Origin of the sequence: Desulfosporosinus sp. HMP52, from assembly GCF_000765145.1 — a bacterium.
In the GTDB taxonomy this organism is placed as follows: domain Bacteria; phylum Bacillota; class Desulfitobacteriia; order Desulfitobacteriales; family Desulfitobacteriaceae; genus Desulfosporosinus.
The window spans coordinates 21,229-38,017 of sequence record NZ_JMGA01000057.1; the positions used below are offsets into that span (position 1 = coordinate 21,229).

Annotated in this window: 14 protein-coding genes; 4 read left to right on the forward strand and 10 right to left on the reverse strand. The window is 40.9% G+C overall.

The annotated features are described in order from the left end of the window. The first annotated feature begins 22 nt into the window (after positions 1–22). From DP73_RS18645 to DP73_RS18655, 3 genes are all read left to right on the forward strand, one after another. Complete coding sequence (locus DP73_RS18645; RefSeq protein WP_034601613.1) at positions 23–1,906, forward strand: NADH-quinone oxidoreductase subunit NuoF; 1,884 nt, start codon at positions 23–25, stop codon at positions 1,904–1,906. Positions 1,907–1,931: 25 nt separating this feature from the next. Next, on the forward strand, positions 1,932–3,674 hold the full coding sequence (locus DP73_RS18650) for an NADH-dependent [FeFe] hydrogenase, group A6 (protein WP_034601614.1): 1,743 nt from the start codon (positions 1,932–1,934) through the stop codon (positions 3,672–3,674). A 248-nt stretch (positions 3,675–3,922) separates the two neighbouring features. Next, on the forward strand, positions 3,923–4,693 hold the full coding sequence (locus DP73_RS18655) for a tRNA threonylcarbamoyladenosine dehydratase (protein WP_034601615.1): 771 nt from the start codon (positions 3,923–3,925) through the stop codon (positions 4,691–4,693). On the opposite strand, the gene DP73_RS18660 is transcribed toward DP73_RS18655, so the two are convergent. The 4 genes from DP73_RS18660 to hcp all read right to left on the reverse strand — a co-directional run bounded on the left by DP73_RS18660 (position 4,690) and on the right by hcp (position 9,398). Further along, positions 4,690–5,265: a DUF5317 domain-containing protein gene (locus DP73_RS18660; RefSeq protein WP_034601616.1), complete on the reverse strand. Its 576-nt coding sequence runs from the start codon at positions 5,263–5,265 to the stop codon at positions 4,690–4,692. The genes DP73_RS18655 and DP73_RS18660 overlap by 4 nt on opposite strands. A 15-nt stretch (positions 5,266–5,280) precedes the next feature. Then, entirely contained in the window at positions 5,281–6,558 is a 1,278-nt protein-coding gene (locus DP73_RS18665) for an HD-GYP domain-containing protein (protein ID WP_034601618.1), read from the reverse strand. A 329-nt stretch (positions 6,559–6,887) separates the two neighbouring features. Beyond that, a complete protein-coding gene (locus DP73_RS18670) occupies positions 6,888–7,541 on the reverse strand; it encodes a hypothetical protein (RefSeq protein ID WP_034601619.1) in 654 nt (217 codons plus the stop codon). 213 nt (positions 7,542–7,754) lie between these two features. After that, the gene (hcp, locus tag DP73_RS18675) at positions 7,755–9,398 is read right to left on the reverse strand and encodes a hydroxylamine reductase (protein WP_034601620.1); all 1,644 of its coding nucleotides are present in this window, start codon (positions 9,396–9,398) and stop codon (positions 7,755–7,757) included. A 312-nt stretch (positions 9,399–9,710) separates the two neighbouring features. On the opposite strand from hcp, the gene DP73_RS18680 reads away from it, so the two are divergent. Further along, a complete protein-coding gene (locus DP73_RS18680) occupies positions 9,711–10,214 on the forward strand; it encodes a gamma carbonic anhydrase family protein (RefSeq protein WP_034601621.1) in 504 nt (167 codons plus the stop codon). A 108-nt stretch (positions 10,215–10,322) separates the two neighbouring features. Here the strand turns inward: DP73_RS18680 and DP73_RS18685 are convergent, their stop codons facing one another. The 6 genes from DP73_RS18685 to DP73_RS18710 form a co-directional block, all read right to left on the reverse strand. Next, positions 10,323–11,954: a diguanylate cyclase gene (locus tag DP73_RS18685; protein WP_034601622.1), complete on the reverse strand. Its 1,632-nt coding sequence runs from the start codon at positions 11,952–11,954 to the stop codon at positions 10,323–10,325. Positions 11,955–12,003: 49 nt separating this feature from the next. Further along, positions 12,004–13,818 (reverse strand): SpoIIE family protein phosphatase, encoded by a 1,815-nt coding sequence (locus DP73_RS18690; protein ID WP_034601623.1) that lies wholly within the window; start codon positions 13,816–13,818, stop codon positions 12,004–12,006. Between the two features lie 61 nt (positions 13,819–13,879). Beyond that, positions 13,880–14,266: a DUF1987 domain-containing protein gene (locus DP73_RS18695; RefSeq protein ID WP_034601624.1), complete on the reverse strand. Its 387-nt coding sequence runs from the start codon at positions 14,264–14,266 to the stop codon at positions 13,880–13,882. 15 nt (positions 14,267–14,281) lie between these two features. Then, positions 14,282–14,830, reverse strand: coding sequence for a SiaB family protein kinase (locus DP73_RS18700; protein WP_034601625.1), 549 nt, complete (start codon positions 14,828–14,830; stop codon positions 14,282–14,284). A 297-nt stretch (positions 14,831–15,127) separates the two neighbouring features. Then, positions 15,128–15,865, reverse strand: coding sequence for an MgtC/SapB family protein (locus DP73_RS18705; RefSeq protein WP_034601626.1), 738 nt, complete (start codon positions 15,863–15,865; stop codon positions 15,128–15,130). 166 nt (positions 15,866–16,031) lie between these two features. Beyond that, the gene (locus tag DP73_RS18710; RefSeq protein ID WP_034601627.1) at positions 16,032–16,784 is read right to left on the reverse strand and encodes an exodeoxyribonuclease III; all 753 of its coding nucleotides are present in this window, start codon (positions 16,782–16,784) and stop codon (positions 16,032–16,034) included. Positions 16,785–16,789 lie beyond the last annotated feature (5 nt).

The following is a 16,789-nucleotide window of genomic DNA, read 5'->3' on the forward strand; positions in this document are numbered from 1 at the left end:
ATGGTAGAAGGAAGGGATCCAAATGAAACTCAAAGACACTGGAGAACTTAATGAATTGAAAAGGCAAAGCCTTGTTCTTCTTAAAAATCGGCGTATTTCCAGCCCCCTAACAACCCTTGAGGCCCTAGGAAAACCACGACACATTATGGTTTGCGGAGGAACCGGCTGCCATGCTTCTGACAGCCCGGAAATTGCAGCTTTACTTAAAGAGGAACTTAATCAACGAGGGTTATCTGATCAAGTTGAAGTACTGCAGACAGGTTGTTTTGGCTTCTGCGAAAAAGGCCCAATTCTTGAAATCCATCCTGACAATATTATGTATGTCCAAGTTTCTACCACAGATGTTGCTGATATTGTTGAGGAACACTTCATTCAAGGAAAACAAGTGGAACGTCTTCTCTATGTTGACCCCAGCTCGGAACAGCGTTTATCCTCAGATTTCCCCTTTTATCACAGTCAGCTTCGCATTGCCCTGCGCAATTGCAGCTATATTGCTCCTGAGGACATTCGAGAATATATAGCCGCCGATGGATACCAGGCCTTAGCTAAAGTCCTTTTCAACATGTCTCCTGCTTCAGTCATTGAAGAAATCAAAAAAAGCGGCCTCCGGGGGCGGGGTGGCGGAGGCTTCCCTACCGGGGTAAAGTGGGAATTGACCAGTCAAGGGGAAGCTGCTCAACGCTACATTATTTGTAATGCGGATGAAGGGGATCCGGGTGCCTTCATGGACCGCTCTATCCTGGAGGGGGATCCTCATAGCGTCTTAGAGGCCATGCTTATTGCCGGCTCAGCCATTGGGGCAACTCATGGGTTTATCTACATACGGGCGGAATACCCCCTGGCCATTCACCGCTTAGAAATTGCCATTAACCAAGCCAGAGAGTATGGCTTGCTGGGGGAAAAGATATTAGGCAGTGATTTCAGTTTCGATGTTGACATTAAATATGGAGCCGGGGCTTTTGTATGTGGAGAAGAAACTGCCTTGATTCATTCCATCGAAGGTGCTCGCGGAGAACCTTCTGTCAAACCTCCCTTCCCTGCTCAAGAAGGTCTGTGGGGTAAACCAACTTGTGTGAACAATGTGGAGACCTTTGCTAATATCCCTCCCATTATTTTAAGAGGTTCGGACTGGTTTGCAGGGATTGGCACGGAAAAAAGCAAGGGAACTAAGGTATTTGCCTTAGCCGGAAAAGTTAACAATGTGGGGCTGGTTGAAGTCCCGATGGGAACCACCCTCCGCCAAATAATTTTTGATATTGGCGGAGGAATCAAGAATCATAAGAGTTTCAAAGCAGCGCAAACCGGGGGGCCTTCAGGCGGATGTATCCCAACCAAATATTTAGACACTCCAATTGACTATGAGTCTTTAATCTCCATTGGCTCTATGATGGGTTCCGGGGGATTAATTGTTATGGATGATAGCGATTGTATGGTCAATATCGCTAAATTCTTTCTGGAGTTCACTGTAGACGAATCTTGTGGTCGATGTACGGCCTGCAGAGTAGGTACAAAACGCCTTCACGAAATTCTGACTAAAATAACGGAGGGCAAAGGGACTTTAGATGATTTAGATAGTTTAGAGCAACTTAGCAAAATTATTAAGGATACCTCTCTTTGTGGACTCGGCCAAAGTGCTCCTAACCCCATTCTTTCTACGATAGAGTATTTTAGAGACGAATACCTGGCTCATATAGTTGATAAATCCTGTCCGGCTGGAGTCTGTAAGAGTTTAGTCAAATATAAGATTACTGATAAATGCAAGGGTTGTACTCTTTGCACCAAACATTGTCCGGCAAATTGCATTAGCGGTTCCGTCAAGGAACCTCACATCATCGACGAAGAGCGCTGTCTCAAGTGCGGTGTATGTATGGAAAAATGCCGCTTTGGTGCCATTGTACACCATTAAGTTACCCCCAAAGGAGGACTCTGTCATGGATATACAACTTACAATCAATGACATATCGCTTACTGTTCCGGCAGGAATGTCCATCTTAGATGCAGCCAGAACTATTAACATTGATATTCCAACCTTATGCTATCTCAATCTTCATGAGATGAGACTAAATAATCATATTGCTTCCTGCCGAGTCTGTGTTGTCGAAGTTGAAGGCCGGCGAAATCTTGCGCCAGCCTGTTCTACTCCTGTATTTGACGGTATGGTGGTTAAGACAGATACTCAGCGTGCTATACTGGGCAGAAGAACTATGGTGGAACTCCTGCTCTCAGATCACCCAAAATCATGTTTAACTTGTCCTAAAAATCTGGATTGTGACCTTCAGGCTCTGGCTGCTGATTTAGGAGTCCGAAATATTACTTATGAAGGGGAAGAATCCGAATTTTCGATTGATAAATCCAGTCTGGCGATTATTCGAGACCCCAACAAATGTATTCGCTGTCGACGCTGTGAAACAATGTGCAACGACGTTCAAACTGTAGGGGTCTATTCAGCGGTAGGCCGGGGCTTTGAAACAGTTGTTAAAACCGCCTTTGATCTGCCTCTTCACGATACGTCATGCACATTTTGCGGACAATGTGTAGCTGTCTGCCCTACCGGTGCCTTAATGGAACTCGATCAAGTGGATAAGGTCTGGAAGGCCCTTAACGATCCAACCCGTTATGTCATTGTTGAAACAGCTCCTGCTGTCCGTGTCGCCCTTGGAGAAGGCTTCGGTCTGGAACCGGGAACCATTGTAACGGGAAAGATGGTCGCCGCACTTCGCCGGCTGGGCTTTGATAGGGTTTTTGATACGGAATTTGGAGCAGATGTGACGATTATGGAAGAAGCTACGGAGCTTATCCATCGTATAGAACACGGCGGACGCCTACCCATTCTGACAAGTTGTTGCCCCGCTTGGGTGAAATTTTTCGAACATCAATTCCCGGATTTATTGGACATCCCCTCAACCTGCAAATCTCCGCATCAAATGTTAGGAGTCTTATCTAAAAGCTATTACGCGGAAACTTATGGTATTGATCCTCAGAAAATCACCGTAGTCTCGATTATGCCTTGTATTGCAAAAAAATACGAAGCAGCTCGTCCTGAGCTGGGCCAAGACCCCGTCACCCCGGATGTGGATATTGTCATCACAACCCGGGAACTTTCCCGAATGATCCGGGAAGCGGGAATTCATTTTGATCTTCTTAAAGAAGAAGATTTTGATCATCCCTTAGGGGAATCCACCGGGGCTGCCGTGGTATTCGGAACAACCGGAGGAGTTATTGAAGCAGCTTTAAGAACTGCTTATGAATGGTTGACGGGAAAACCCTTAGAAAATGTGGAATTTGAACCTCTTCGAGGGATGGACGGAATCAAGGAAGCCGTTATTCCCATCGGGGAGCGTGACTTCCGCATTGCGGTTACTCATGGCCTAGGGAATGCTCGAACCATTCTTGAGAAGATTCAATCAGGGGAAAGTCATTATGATGCTATCGAGATAATGGCTTGCCCCGGAGGTTGTATCGGAGGAGGAGGACAACCCTATCACCATGGAAACCTGGAAATCCTTGAGGCCCGTGCTAATGCCATTTATCAAGAAGATCGCTCCAAACCTTTGCGCAAATCCCATGAGAACCCGGCAGTTCTCAAGTTATATCAGGATTATATCGGCGAACCTTATGGGGAAAAAGCCCATCAATTACTTCATACTAGCTTTACTAAACGCCCCAAAATCTAAAATCCCACCCTTAGACTGGCTGTCTCAAACTTGTAAAGCTTTAAAACTCATTTCACATCTCCCACATTTACTTCTATAACGTCAGCGCAAAAGCGGTCTCTTTCACTTCCCTAGTGTGAAAACAGACCGCTTTTTATTGAAATACTCGTTTTGAATTTTTGGAGTTAAGCTTTCGCACCCCCCTGTGTTTTTATATTTTTAAGGTTATGATAAACTCTAAGAGTAATTATTTGAAAAGTGGTGGAAATATGCAACACAAATTCTCTAGGACAGAGCTTATAATTGGCCCTTCCGGTCAAGAAAAACTACAGCAAAGCAGTGTGATGATATTTGGGATTGGGGGGGTTGGCTCATTTACAGTAGAGGCATTGGCCCGTGCCGGAATTGGTCACTTAATTCTGGTTGACTTTGATGATATATGTCTGACCAATATTAACCGTCAACTACACGCTCTCCATTCCACAGTCGGAGAGGCCAAAGTGGAGGTTATGAAACGTCGAGTGCTAGAAATTAATCCATCTGCCAAAATCGAAACTTTTAAAGAGTTCTATTCAGTGACAGATGCCGACCGTTTTCTGGATAGAAATCTAAGCTACGTCGTTGATGCAATTGACACTGTATCCAGCAAAGTTAGTTTAGCCAAAGAATGTATACTTCGGGGTATACCCTTCATCTCCAGTATGGGGGCCGGTAATCGCCTTACCGCCGAGAACTACAGAGTTGCTGACCTCTCTAAGACAAGCGGGGATCCCCTGGCTAAAGCTATGCGTAAACTTCTGCGTAAAGAAGGTATCACTAAAGGGGTAAAAGTTGTATTTAGTCCCGACCTGCCGTTAACCCCCTTCACTTCAGATGCCAATTGTACAACAAATTGTATCTGCCCAAGCGGAGATGCCCACTGTGCTGTGAAACGTCAGATTCCTGGAAGCATTTCGTTTGTCCCGTCTGTTGTGGGTCTCCTTATTGCTGGAGAGGTTATTCGGGATTTACTAAGCAAAGAGAAGACTGCCCAAGTTTAAGCCGTTGGAGAATTGTTTACGTTGGAGTTAAATTTGGCTTGTTTTCTCACCATAGTTTTAAATACCAAGAGAAAGATTCCTAAATCAACGAGTATATCCCCTATACTAAACACTTGTTTGCCTATTCCTATAATGGACAGATAAAAGCGATCCGCTAGGAAACTTAGGTGTGTCATTGAAGTCATCAGTCCATGAGTCCCCTGACCTTCCAGTAAGGCTTTGCGAATTTCTTCCGGAAGAAACGAAGGATCTACCGGCATTACCCCTCCATTCAGACCAATTACGATAGTATTCAAAAAAATACCTAGAGCAATCCAGTTCATACCCGGACATGCTCTATTTCGCCATGTGAAAAACAGTAATAAAGAATAGGATCCTGTACTAAGCAATTGAGTGAGCCAATTTGAAGCGAGCCCAATTTCTTTAACAGCGACCCAGTAGAGACCACTTTGAATTATAAGGGCGACAGGAACCAACCAAGATTCTCGTAGAGCAAGCTGACCTAAGCGACTAAGTTTTCCCCCTCTAAACAAACTGAATAACAAGGCAATAATTAAGGTTTCGATTAGCATATTTCACCTCTTGGACTAGGATAAAGCTGGTTGCACGTGTTCTGCATGAACTTTCAAGGCTACTTCATCTGTAACCACATCGCAGAAAATCTCTACAAGCTTGGGATCCAGCTGTGTTCCGGCAACTCGTTTTAATTCCGCTATTGCTTCAGAATGCGTACTTCCTTTGCGGTAACTACGATCCGAAGTGATCGCGTCATAGGTATCAGCAACTGCAATGACCCGTGATTCTAATGGAATCTCCTCACCTTGAATCCCATCAGGATACCCTTTTCCATCGAAACGTTCGTGATGATGACGTACAACTTGACCTATATCAAATAAGAATTTAATACCTTTAATAATTGTTTGTCCAATCACAGGATGACTACGAATTGCTTCCCACTCAGTATCAACAAGTTTTCCCTCTTTATTTAAGATCATTTCGCTAACGCCTATTTTGCCGACATCATGCAACACAGCAGCGTATTTAAGAAACTCAATTTTTTCCTCACTCATTTTGATTGCCTCTCCGATAGCAACGGCTAGTTTACCAACTCTCGCAGAGTGTCCACTGGTATATTTGTCTTTTGCCTCTAATGCTTGTACTAAAGCCTCGACTGTATCAAGATAATTTTCTCGCATATCGATATAGAGTTGAAAAGAGTGTCTAGACACTAAAAGTGGAATAAACAGCAAAAATAGCCCCAGCGGACCCCAGTTTTTGTAAAGTAATGCCAGTAAAAAACCCAGCGGAACGAGTGCCATAAAATTGGGGAGTGCCCATCTAATATTTACCAGCCAGATTTCCCAGGGAGATTTTCCGGTTGACAAACCTAAGATGATTGCTACAATAGTCATATTTATAATCATATAAACAACTGCTGCCATTAGATAAAAAAAGATTGCTTCAAAATTGAACTGAAACAACGGGTCTTTAGACAAACTAATTATTGCATAGGCCGCTGCAAAAGCTAAAACATATTGTGATGCATTGAAAACCCGTTTGTACAGCGGTTGTTCTAATCCCGCTTTTCCAAAAATAAGCAGGCATGATAACGTAATGATAATTAGAGTCACGCCTAGTGGAAATAAAATTAACGATGAAAGAAAGATGGAATAACTTACAGTTACGTACCCTCCTTTGGGGAGTGCAACAGGTAAAGACTCACATGCTACGGCGAGAATCCCAAAGACTAATAAATTTATTAGCTGAGTAATATTCCAATCAATATTAATCACATTCCAAACTAGAATTATGGTTGCAGAGGCAGTAATCACTGAAAAAAATGCTTTTACTCTCAAACTTTCCATTAGCCACCTCTAAAATATGTTTGGCCGACTACTCTACAACTAAAACTTACGGCGATTACCTGCAGTATAGAGTAATCTTGAATTGCTCAGTAGGATTACTATTCTACCACTTAAAGCTTGCGCCACCGGCGAGTACGAGAGTAACAAGAACAGAGATTGCTTTGAATAATTTGCTCATATCGGTAAACCTCCTTGATTTTTTTATCAAAAGGACAGTATTACCGCTTCGCTCTCTTTCCGTTCCGCTGTTTTTTTCGCTTCGCTATAGTGAAATAAAACAGATGTACTCTAGAATCTAATTGTTAAGTTGGTCGGCCAAAATTAGTAAATTAATTGCCGCTGAGAAACCTCAGCTTTCGATTAACAGCGTCAAGAGTCGCCTTAACGACGGCTTCTCGATCATCATTTTTAACTAAGGCACATCCCGTAAGAGATTGTTCACCTGTAGAAGCAATTAAAGTTATTGAGACCAGGGCAATCTGTTGTTTGGCAAGTTGGGTTATCCCAACATCTTCAGTGACAAATAAAAGTTTCCCTAAAGTGAGGGGCTCTAAAGCCTTTAAGGTAGCCTCAACAAACAGCCGCAATTTATTATGTGCGGAAGAAGGACCTTCAGCCAACCCTTCAATTAACTTATCTCCCTTTAGCAATTCCACTTTCACTTCTGCCATGCCGTTAACAGTTCTAAGGGTTACACCTACCAATTTAGGGCGGGCAGAAACTTCTACAACCGAAGTCCCTTCTTCATCCTCTTCTACTTGAGCTACACTTATTTTCTTATGGTCAATTTGCAAATCAAATTGAGCAGCCAAAATCGATTCAACATCCCGAACGATCTGCTTAGGTGCTCGTCCTGCCCCGGCAAGAATATGTACCTCTTCAATTATCCCTTGATTATTAATATTAATGCGAGCAGCAACTACAGATTTAATCTGTTTAATGGCCTGCTCCCAATCTTTAATTTGATAAGGCGTTTCTGACATGAAAACACTCCTTAGTTTCTGATTCCTATTTAAATGTAATTGAATATTTTCGACGTCTATTTCCATTTTCCTCTATTCCTACCAGAGAAAAATCCTAAATTCTTGCAATATGGCAAACTTTCTATATTCTAATAATAAATTTGAATGCAAAAAATCAGTCCCCTTTACATTTTTGTAAAGGGGACTGACCATCTTGAAGGAACTTATTGGCTTTTATGCCATAAACAGCTTAATATCTTCTTCAACACTGGAGATTCCCGCTATCCCAAAGTTCTCCACTAAAACTTTAACCACATTCGGAGACAAGAAACCCGGCAGGGTTGGTCCCAGGTGAATGTTCTTTACACCTAAGTGGAGTAAGGCTAACAGCACTATGACTGCTTTTTGCTCATACCAGGCAATGTTATAGGAAATTGGTAGTTTGTTGACATCATCAAGGCCAAATACTTCTTTAAGCTTCAAGGCAATTACTGCTAAAGAATAAGAGTCATTACATTGTCCGGCATCCAGTACTCTTGGAATACCCCCGATGTCACCAAGGTTTAATTTATTGTATTTATATTTTGCGCATCCTGCTGTGAGGATTACAGTGTCTTGAGGCAGGGCTTTAGCAAAATCTGTATAATAGTCTCTGCTCTTCATGCGTCCGTCACAGCCAGCCATAACGAAAAATCGCTTAATTGCTCCGGATTTTACTGCATCGACAACTTTATCTGCCAGAGCCATTACTTGATTGTGAGCAAATCCTCCAACAATTTCTCCGGTTTCAATTTCTGTTGGAGAAGGACAGCTTTTAGCATGGGCAATTAATGCGGAAAAATCCTTGGCTTTTCCCTCGGTACGATCGGGAATATGCTTAACTCCTTCAAAGCCTACAACTCCGGTAGTATAGACTCGATCCTTATAAGATTCTTTCGGCGGAACAAGACAGTTAGTCGTCAAGAAGACCGGTCCGTTAAAAGAGTCAAATTCTTTGTCTTGCTTATACCAGGCGTTTCCGTAATTACCTACAAAGTGATCATACTTTTTAAAGGCCGGATAGTAATGGGCTGGGAGCATTTCTCCATGGGTATACACATCAACCCCGGTTCCTTGAGTTTGGATTAGTAATTCTTCGAGATCCTTCAAGTCATGTCCGCTGATCAGAATAGCTGGGTTATTTCTGACTCCGATATTGACTTTTGTGAGCTCAGGATTTCCGTAAGTGGTAGTATTAGCCTTATCTAAGAGGGCCATGACATCGACACCGAATTTTCCAGCTTCTAGGACGAGGGCCACCAGGTCACCGGCTTCAAGTGTATCATCAAGGGTAGCTGCCAAGGCTTTTTCAATGAAAGCAAAGATACCGCTCTCTTGATACTCAAGGGTATAGGCATGCTCAGCATAGGCGGCCATCCCTTTTAGTCCATAGGTAAGCAACTCGCGAAGTGATCGAACATCTTCATTTGCCGTTGCTAAAACTCCAATTACTGCAGCCTTAGTCTCAAATTGAGCTGCCTCCTCAGTCCAAGTTGCTGCATCGTGCAGATTCGCGGAAATAGTACCACCAGCTTTGATAATATCTTGTTTAAGTCCATCACGTAAGACAAGACCCTCTTGGATTCGTTCTACAAAACGACTTTTATCAAAGTTTGCATTGGTAATAGTGATGAAGAGGCTCTCCATAATGAATTTATCAATATCTGGTCGGACAAGATTAATTTCTCTGGCTTGAACAGCATAAAGGGCGATTCCTTTCAAGGTGTAAATCAAAAGATCTTGTAAGTTAGCAACATTCTCAGTTTTCCCGCAGACTCCTTTAATTGTACAACCGGTTCCCTTTGCTGTTTCTTGACATTGATAACAAAACATACTCATTTTTGTTCCCCCTAATGTTTTTTTATTTAAATTCTGTTTAACTCTCGTTGACTAAGGTTAGTATATAGTAATTTCTAGAAAAACACTGTGATTAGAAGCCAAGTTCCTGTGTGAGATAAATCACATTTACTTAGATTCTTAGCTTTGCTTGCTTACAAAGTTCCTAGCATTTTATTTCGTGTCGATTTATAATTAGAGTGAATTTTTTCTAGAACCAAGCTAAACTCTTCAAAATCTGTCCAAGGTATTTTAGTGCAATAGCAGTGCTAACCTAATTTTGAATATCTATGTATTGACTGGAGGAAGGAATACATGACAGAAGATCTAAAGAAACCCCAGATAGCTGACAATGTTTATCTTGCTGAGGGCTGTAGAGTGATTGGAGATGTCCAGATTGGTGAACAATCCAGTGTTTGGTATAACTCCGTCATCAGAGGTGACCTGGCGAAAATCAGCATTGGTAAATGTTCCAATATCCAGGATTTAGTCGCTATTCACGTTAATAAAAATCAGCCCGTAACCATTGAGGATTATGTTACAATCGGTCATTCAGCCATTCTTCATGGCTGCACCATCGGCAAGGGATCTCTGATTGGCATGGGAGCCATTGTTCTTGATGGTGCTGTTCTCGATGAGGAAACATCTGTTGCTGCCGGAACCCTTGTGCCCGGCAATAAGACTTATCCTCCCCGTGTAATGCTGATGGGAGTTCCAGCGAGAGTAGTAAGAGATCTTACTGCAAATGAGATATCAGCTATGCGGGAAGCAGCAGAGCGTTATGTCGCTAAGGCTGAAGTTGCTTTGGGTCAGAAATAAGTATTTGGTCTAAAAGACAAATTAGGCGTCCTCCTTCACTTTATCAGTGAAGGAGGACGCCTTTTTTAAGGTGCCTATTCCTGATTCATACCTTTTCGGCTAAGTTCATTAGATAGCCCCTTTAGCTGGTTTTGTTAACTCACTTATAAAAAGATCTATTAATGAGGGATCAAATTGTTTCCCGCTTCCTTGTTTTAACTCCTGGATAGCTTCTTCTTTAGACTTGGCTGGTCGATATGGCCGACTATGGGTCATTACATCATAGGCATCCACTATCGCAACCAATCGTGAAAGCACCGGTATTTGATCCCCTTTTAATCCACGCGGATAACCGGATCCATCCCAGTGTTCACGGAGAGCCAAAATTGCTTTAGCGACAACTAATTCGTCGATAGATTGGGCCATACGAAAGCCAATTTCACTATGCCTTTGCATGATTTCCCATTCTTGATTGGTCAATTCGGTACCCTTCCCTAAAATTTCTTTGGGAATGCCGACCTTACCTATATCATGAAGCCTTGTCATCAAGTTTAAATTATCCAGATCAAGTGACCCCGGGCTCAATTCAGCTGCCTTCGCCAAATTAAAGGCCAAATATCCTACCCTCTCAACATGTCCGGGGTCTTCGAAAAACCTTTTATGCAGTTCTCTTTCTACACTTAGGATCAGTCGATTACGTACATCCTTACTTTTCAACAATTTGTCACTGTACATTCTATTTTCTGCGACGCCAAATAAATCCGAAATATTCTTTGTGAATTTTTTCTGAGTCGCCATACCTAATGAAACACTAAGCTCAGTCGGTAATCCTTCCTGCTGTTTACAACTGGCAATTATTCGTTCTGCCACTTTTTCACAAGCCTCACTGTCTGTACTGGGTAACAGGATTAAGAATTCATCCCCTCCCCAACGGGCCACTATATCAGTTTTCCTAGTACATTGCAGCAGTACCTTTGCCAGGCGTATTAAAAGTTCATCCCCCTGAATATGCCCAAATACATCGTTCGATAATTTTAGGCCATTTAAATCCGCCATGATAACACTTAGAGGGAAGGTATCCTCCATTTGAAGATCTTCCAACCAGTTTTCAATATAGGCCCGATTGTGCAAGGACGTAAGTTTATCGTGGAAACTCAAAAAAGCAACTTGTTCCTGTGCCTTATGTTTCTCTGTAACATCAGTAAGTATCAACATACATAGAAGATTATCATCTTCATAGCTTGGGGGAATTGGTTTCAGTTCGATAGAAAGATATTGATCTTCTCTTTTTATAACTTTAGGCAGTTTACTAATGGTCTGCTGTAATATCTCTTGTTCTGTGGATTCTAAGACTGTTCTGAAAACCTCTGCAAAAAGAGCATTTTGTTCTTCATCTGCGCTTCTAAGTAAATCAAGGATATTCAGTCGGCTAATTTTAAAGCCAAATATTTTCTCACATTCTACACTGTATTCTCTATTAATAATTAGATCCTGCCCAAAAGTGAGAAAACCTTGACCAGCGTTATTTAAAATGTTCTTGATCTCATTTTCTCTTTGCAAAAGATTACGGGCCTGAATATCGCTGATTTTAAAAATTCGCCGGGTAAAGGTTAGCAGTTTTTCGTAATTTGCTACAATTAACTTGTAATCTGTAAGAAACTCATTTCCCTCATACTTACCTTCAGCTATATCTAATAACGCCTGTTCTAGAACCCGTAGTTCCTTATCAAACAATTGTCTCTGAAAATCTCTCTCAATCATTAGAGAAGTCCTTTCTATATTTTATTAGCTGGGAACATGGTTTCCTACTCTAAACCTGAAAGCCAACCACTGTGATATCATCTCTTTGAGATTCCTCTTGACGAAAGTCAATTAATGCCTGATTAACAAGGTTTCGTTGTTGTAGGCTACTAAGATTACCGCATTTCTCTAGCAACGATGAAAATCGTGTTCGCCCATATGAATGGTTTTTTGACCCTCCATTCTGGTCAAGAAAACCATCAGTTGTCATATAAAAGAAATCGTCTTTTGAGAACTCGACAACCCAATCCTTAAATGTTTGGTTGGGATCTGATCTCAGGTAACCAATACTATGCCGATCTCCTTGGATCCTACGAACACCTCCTGGACCTTTATGGTACAAATCAATTTTAGCCCCTGCAAATACTAAGGTGTTCTCTTGATATATACATATTCCTATATCCAAACCATCATCCGTAATACAAGAACCCTGTTTGTTCATTGCCGATCTCATTCTGAGATTGAGTTCCTTGATAATTTCACTTGGACTCAACTGTTGCTCTTCCTTAACAATATGATCAAGAACGGGGGCTACCGCCATGGTCATTAAAGCTCCAGGCACTCCATGACCGGTACAATCCGCCACTGCCAGAATAACTTTATTGTCCATTTTACGAAGCCAATAAAAGTCACCGCCTACAATGTCTCTTGGCTGCCACAAAACGAAACTGCTCTTAAATGCTTCACTCATCTCTTGATCTGAGGCAATGATCGTCTCTTGTAGTTTCTTCGCGTAGTCGATGCTATCCATAATCTTGATATTTTGTTCTTTTAGCTCCTGAGTTCTTTCGGTAACCTGTCGTTCAAGCTCCTGGCTTATCTTAATAGCTCGTTTGAGAGGATTAGCTATTCGAGTGGAAACCAGATAGAAGACAAAAGTTATCAGTACAAGAACTAGCACTGCAGCAAGAATAGTATTGGTCATAATGGTCTGTAAAAATCCAATGGTCTCTTTTCTGGGAACCTGTAAAACTAACTGCCAGTCAGTCGATTTTAGGGTCTGATGCACAAGGTCAATAAGTTCACCGTCAGAGTTCTGGTATTCCATAATTTCAGGTTGATCCATGCCGTGATTAACATCATTTAAAACCATTTGACAAATATCTGCCGGCAATATATCTCCTAGTTGCTTCCCCTGATCTTCTAAATTAGCTGCCAGGTGAATCTTCCCCAAGCTGTCCACCAGCCAGATAGTACCGATTTCCCCATATCTATAAGAGGATAATTCCTTGGAAATATCTCCCAAATCTAATCCCACACCGGTTACACCGATAGGTTGTTCAGGATTCCCCATTAAGGCATCGATGAAGACATAGGTGTTTTTCCGTTCTTTGTTGTAATCAATATTTACATAGATAGGATTCTTTGACCGGATCATTTCAAAAAACCACTTATCCTCTGGATTAGCTTCAGATAATCTACCTGCTACTCCACCTTCGGCCCAATAAGTATGTGTCTTTACACTGGCCAAGAAAGTATTGCTGTAATCATAATCCTTTGCTATGCTGTTTAACTGTTTTAAGGCTAATTCTCGAGCATTGAGATCAATTTCCCCGTTGGAAACCCATTCCATCAAAAAAGGATCCCGAGCCATTATTAAGGATGTTTCCTTAGCTCTGGCCATCCTGCCGTCTATTTTGCTGGCTGCTGACTGAACGATAAAAAATAAATCCTTGGTCTTAAGCTTTTCAATCACTGCCTTTTTTGTAATGTTATAGCTCAAGGAACCTGTCAAAAGCATTGATAGTGCAATACTAAGACAAGCCAATATAATAACCCACATTGTCCCTTTGTCATATAGGCCCGATCTCTTTATCTCGTTCACTTTCCTACTCCTGTCCTACCGTCATATTATTCTTCATGCCCATCTAATGAATCATATTTTATTATTCCTTCTCTGCCTCTGGAATAATTTCAAAGGGAAAGGTCATATCTTCTTTAAATTCTTCAGCGCATTCAACTTCACTTTCATTTTCCATATCACAGTACCAATTAAGTTGTATACTAACCCCTCGTTGAAATGCTTTCTCAAAGCTTTCAAGCAGCATCATGATACACTTGGAACTACTGGTATTCACATAACTAAGGCGAACTTCAACGTGAATCTCTTGAGGATTAGTGGCCAAATAAGAATCTATCCAATTAAACACTGGATCATAGAATTTAAAGGCATTCTCAGGATATGACTGTCCTTTAAGAACCAGCGTGCTCTTATCCGAATCAAAATCTATTAGGGGAGTTGCTTTTGTTGACTCTATTAATAGCTTTTCCATAGTATCCACCTCTCATTAAACCATAACTGTAAGGGTAAAGAACGCTAAGTCCTGCATATCCCCCATGGAATAATGCAAAGGCTTGCTGGATTTTCTGGCTATATCAATGAGACCCAGACCTGCTCCGGTGCTTCCGGGCGGGAGATCTTTTTTTCTTTGTTCTTTATAACACTTTTTGAGCTGGTCTTTATCTAAGGGAATTAAAGCGTCCAGGGCATTTGCCAACTTATCCGCATCAGTTTTCTCGACTAAATTTCCCGAGCAGATGAAATACCCGTCTTCGTTTCTTCCGATAGTAACAATTCCTGAACTATATATCTGATCATAAAAGTCACTCCCTAGCTTGGATAAAGCATACTTTTTAATATTGTGAGTGATTTCTACGAAAATCGCGAAAACATTATAGATATCATTTCGGGGGCGATCCTCTGCCTTCATATGTTCCATAATAGCTTCTCCAAGCTCCTCAATGATACCTTGGGAAAAACGACCAGAAAAGCTGATCAAAATTCCACGAGAACCTAGTGTGCTTTGTAAATCTAAGAGCATCTTTTCGTCAAACATTTTAATCCTCCTTAGCTCAAACCTCAATATCATGCATCTTTCGACGCGAGTTATTACTATTCCTGCATATTTTTGTTAGTTGTTTTTAAATACCGTTAAGAATCGGCCAAGAAATAAATGAAATTTGTTCAGTTAAGCCAAGAAATTTAATCTTCCTATAAATCACTTCGTAGTACAAAGATCTGCTCTTTTATTCAAAGGTTTTTGGCAGGCAAAAAATAAATCGTTCTGTATAAAAGATACAGGACGATTTATCAGGAAAGGCGGCTGAAAATCCCGAACAAACCTCATCCAATATTACAGCGAAGGCTTATTAGGTCTTTTGAACCGAGTAAACACGTTAGTCATGGATACTAAAAAGGAACTATCAGTATTTCCTACTTGTTCTGCTGAATATATCCCATCAATTTCATTGATGTCTTCAATAATTTGTTCCATATCAATTTTCCGAAAGGGCGTCCTTACTTTATATTCAAGGGTAGTTCTATTGTAATCTTCTTTCAACAAAGTCATAGAAATGTTTTGGGGAACTATACTGTGGGATTCAAGAAGGCGATTAATGTCTTTTACTTTACAAGTTCCGTTAATAGCTTCAACTTTTATAGTTTGACTATTCCTGAAAAAGTATGTTTCCACAGAACGTTCTAAGGTAAGAAAAACTAGAAGTGTTACAAAAAATGATGAGAAATAAAATCCGGCTCCCGCCGCTAACCCTATTGCCGCAACTACCCATAAAGAAGCTGCTGTCGTTAAGCCTTTAACTGATGTCTTATCTCTTAATATTGTACCTGCTCCCAAAAAGCCTATACCGGAAACAACTTGGGCTGCCAGTCGAGCAGGGTCTTTATTCACTGTCGCAAAGTCATTGAATCCATACATTGATAAGATCATTACTAAAGCAGAGCCTAAGGATACTAAAATATGAGTCCTAAATCCTGCGGGACTATCATTCTTTTCTCTCTCAAAACCGACAACACCGCCAAATACACATGCTATAAAAAGTCTCAATGCCATCTCATACTCTGTAATATACATTTAAATTCTTCACCTCTTTTCCAAATGGAGGATTATTCTGGTTTTTACAGAAGCGACCCAAACTTGCATTTTTGTTAGTTTAATATATCTATACGCTAAAACATCCTATAATTCCTTTTATTACTTAAGGAGCATAATAGAGTTTTTTAATAGAGGCTTGAGATTATTATTCAATTTCCAAACCAATAGGACAATGATCTGAACCCATGACTTCATTATAAATAACTGCAGCTTTCAATCGATCTTTTAAGATTTCAGATACACAGAAGTAATCAATGCGCCATCCCGCATTATTGGCTCTTGCATTGAACATATAAGACCACCAAGTATAGGCATTTGTCTTATCCGGATAAAAATACCTAAATGTATCTATAAAGCCACTCTTAATGATTTCTCCGAATTTATTTCTTTCTTCCATTGAAAACCCAGCATTTTTTCTATTTGAACTTGGATTTTTAAGGTCGATTTCCTCATGGGCAACATTCAAGTCTCCACAGAAGATGACGGGTTTGTTTTTTTCAAGATCTTTAATGAACTTTAAAAATTCTTCTTCCCATTTCATTCTGTATTCCAATCGTGCTAACCCTCTTTGAGAATTTGGAGTATATACTGTTACTACATAGTGTTTTTCGAATTCCAGAGTTATAACTCTTCCTTCTTTATCATGCTCTTCCTGGCCTATTCCATAGATAATCTTCATCGGTTCGTTCTTAGTGAAAATGGCCGTTCCTGAGTAGCCCTTTTTTTGAGCAAAATTCCAATACTGATAATAGCCCTCCAAATTAAAGGGGATTTGATCTTCCTGAACTTTCGTTTCCTGAAGGCAAAAAATATCCGCATTTTCCTTCTCGAAAAAGTCCAAAAACCCATTTTTTACACAAGCCCTAATTCCATTAACATTCCATGAAATTAATTTCATAATCT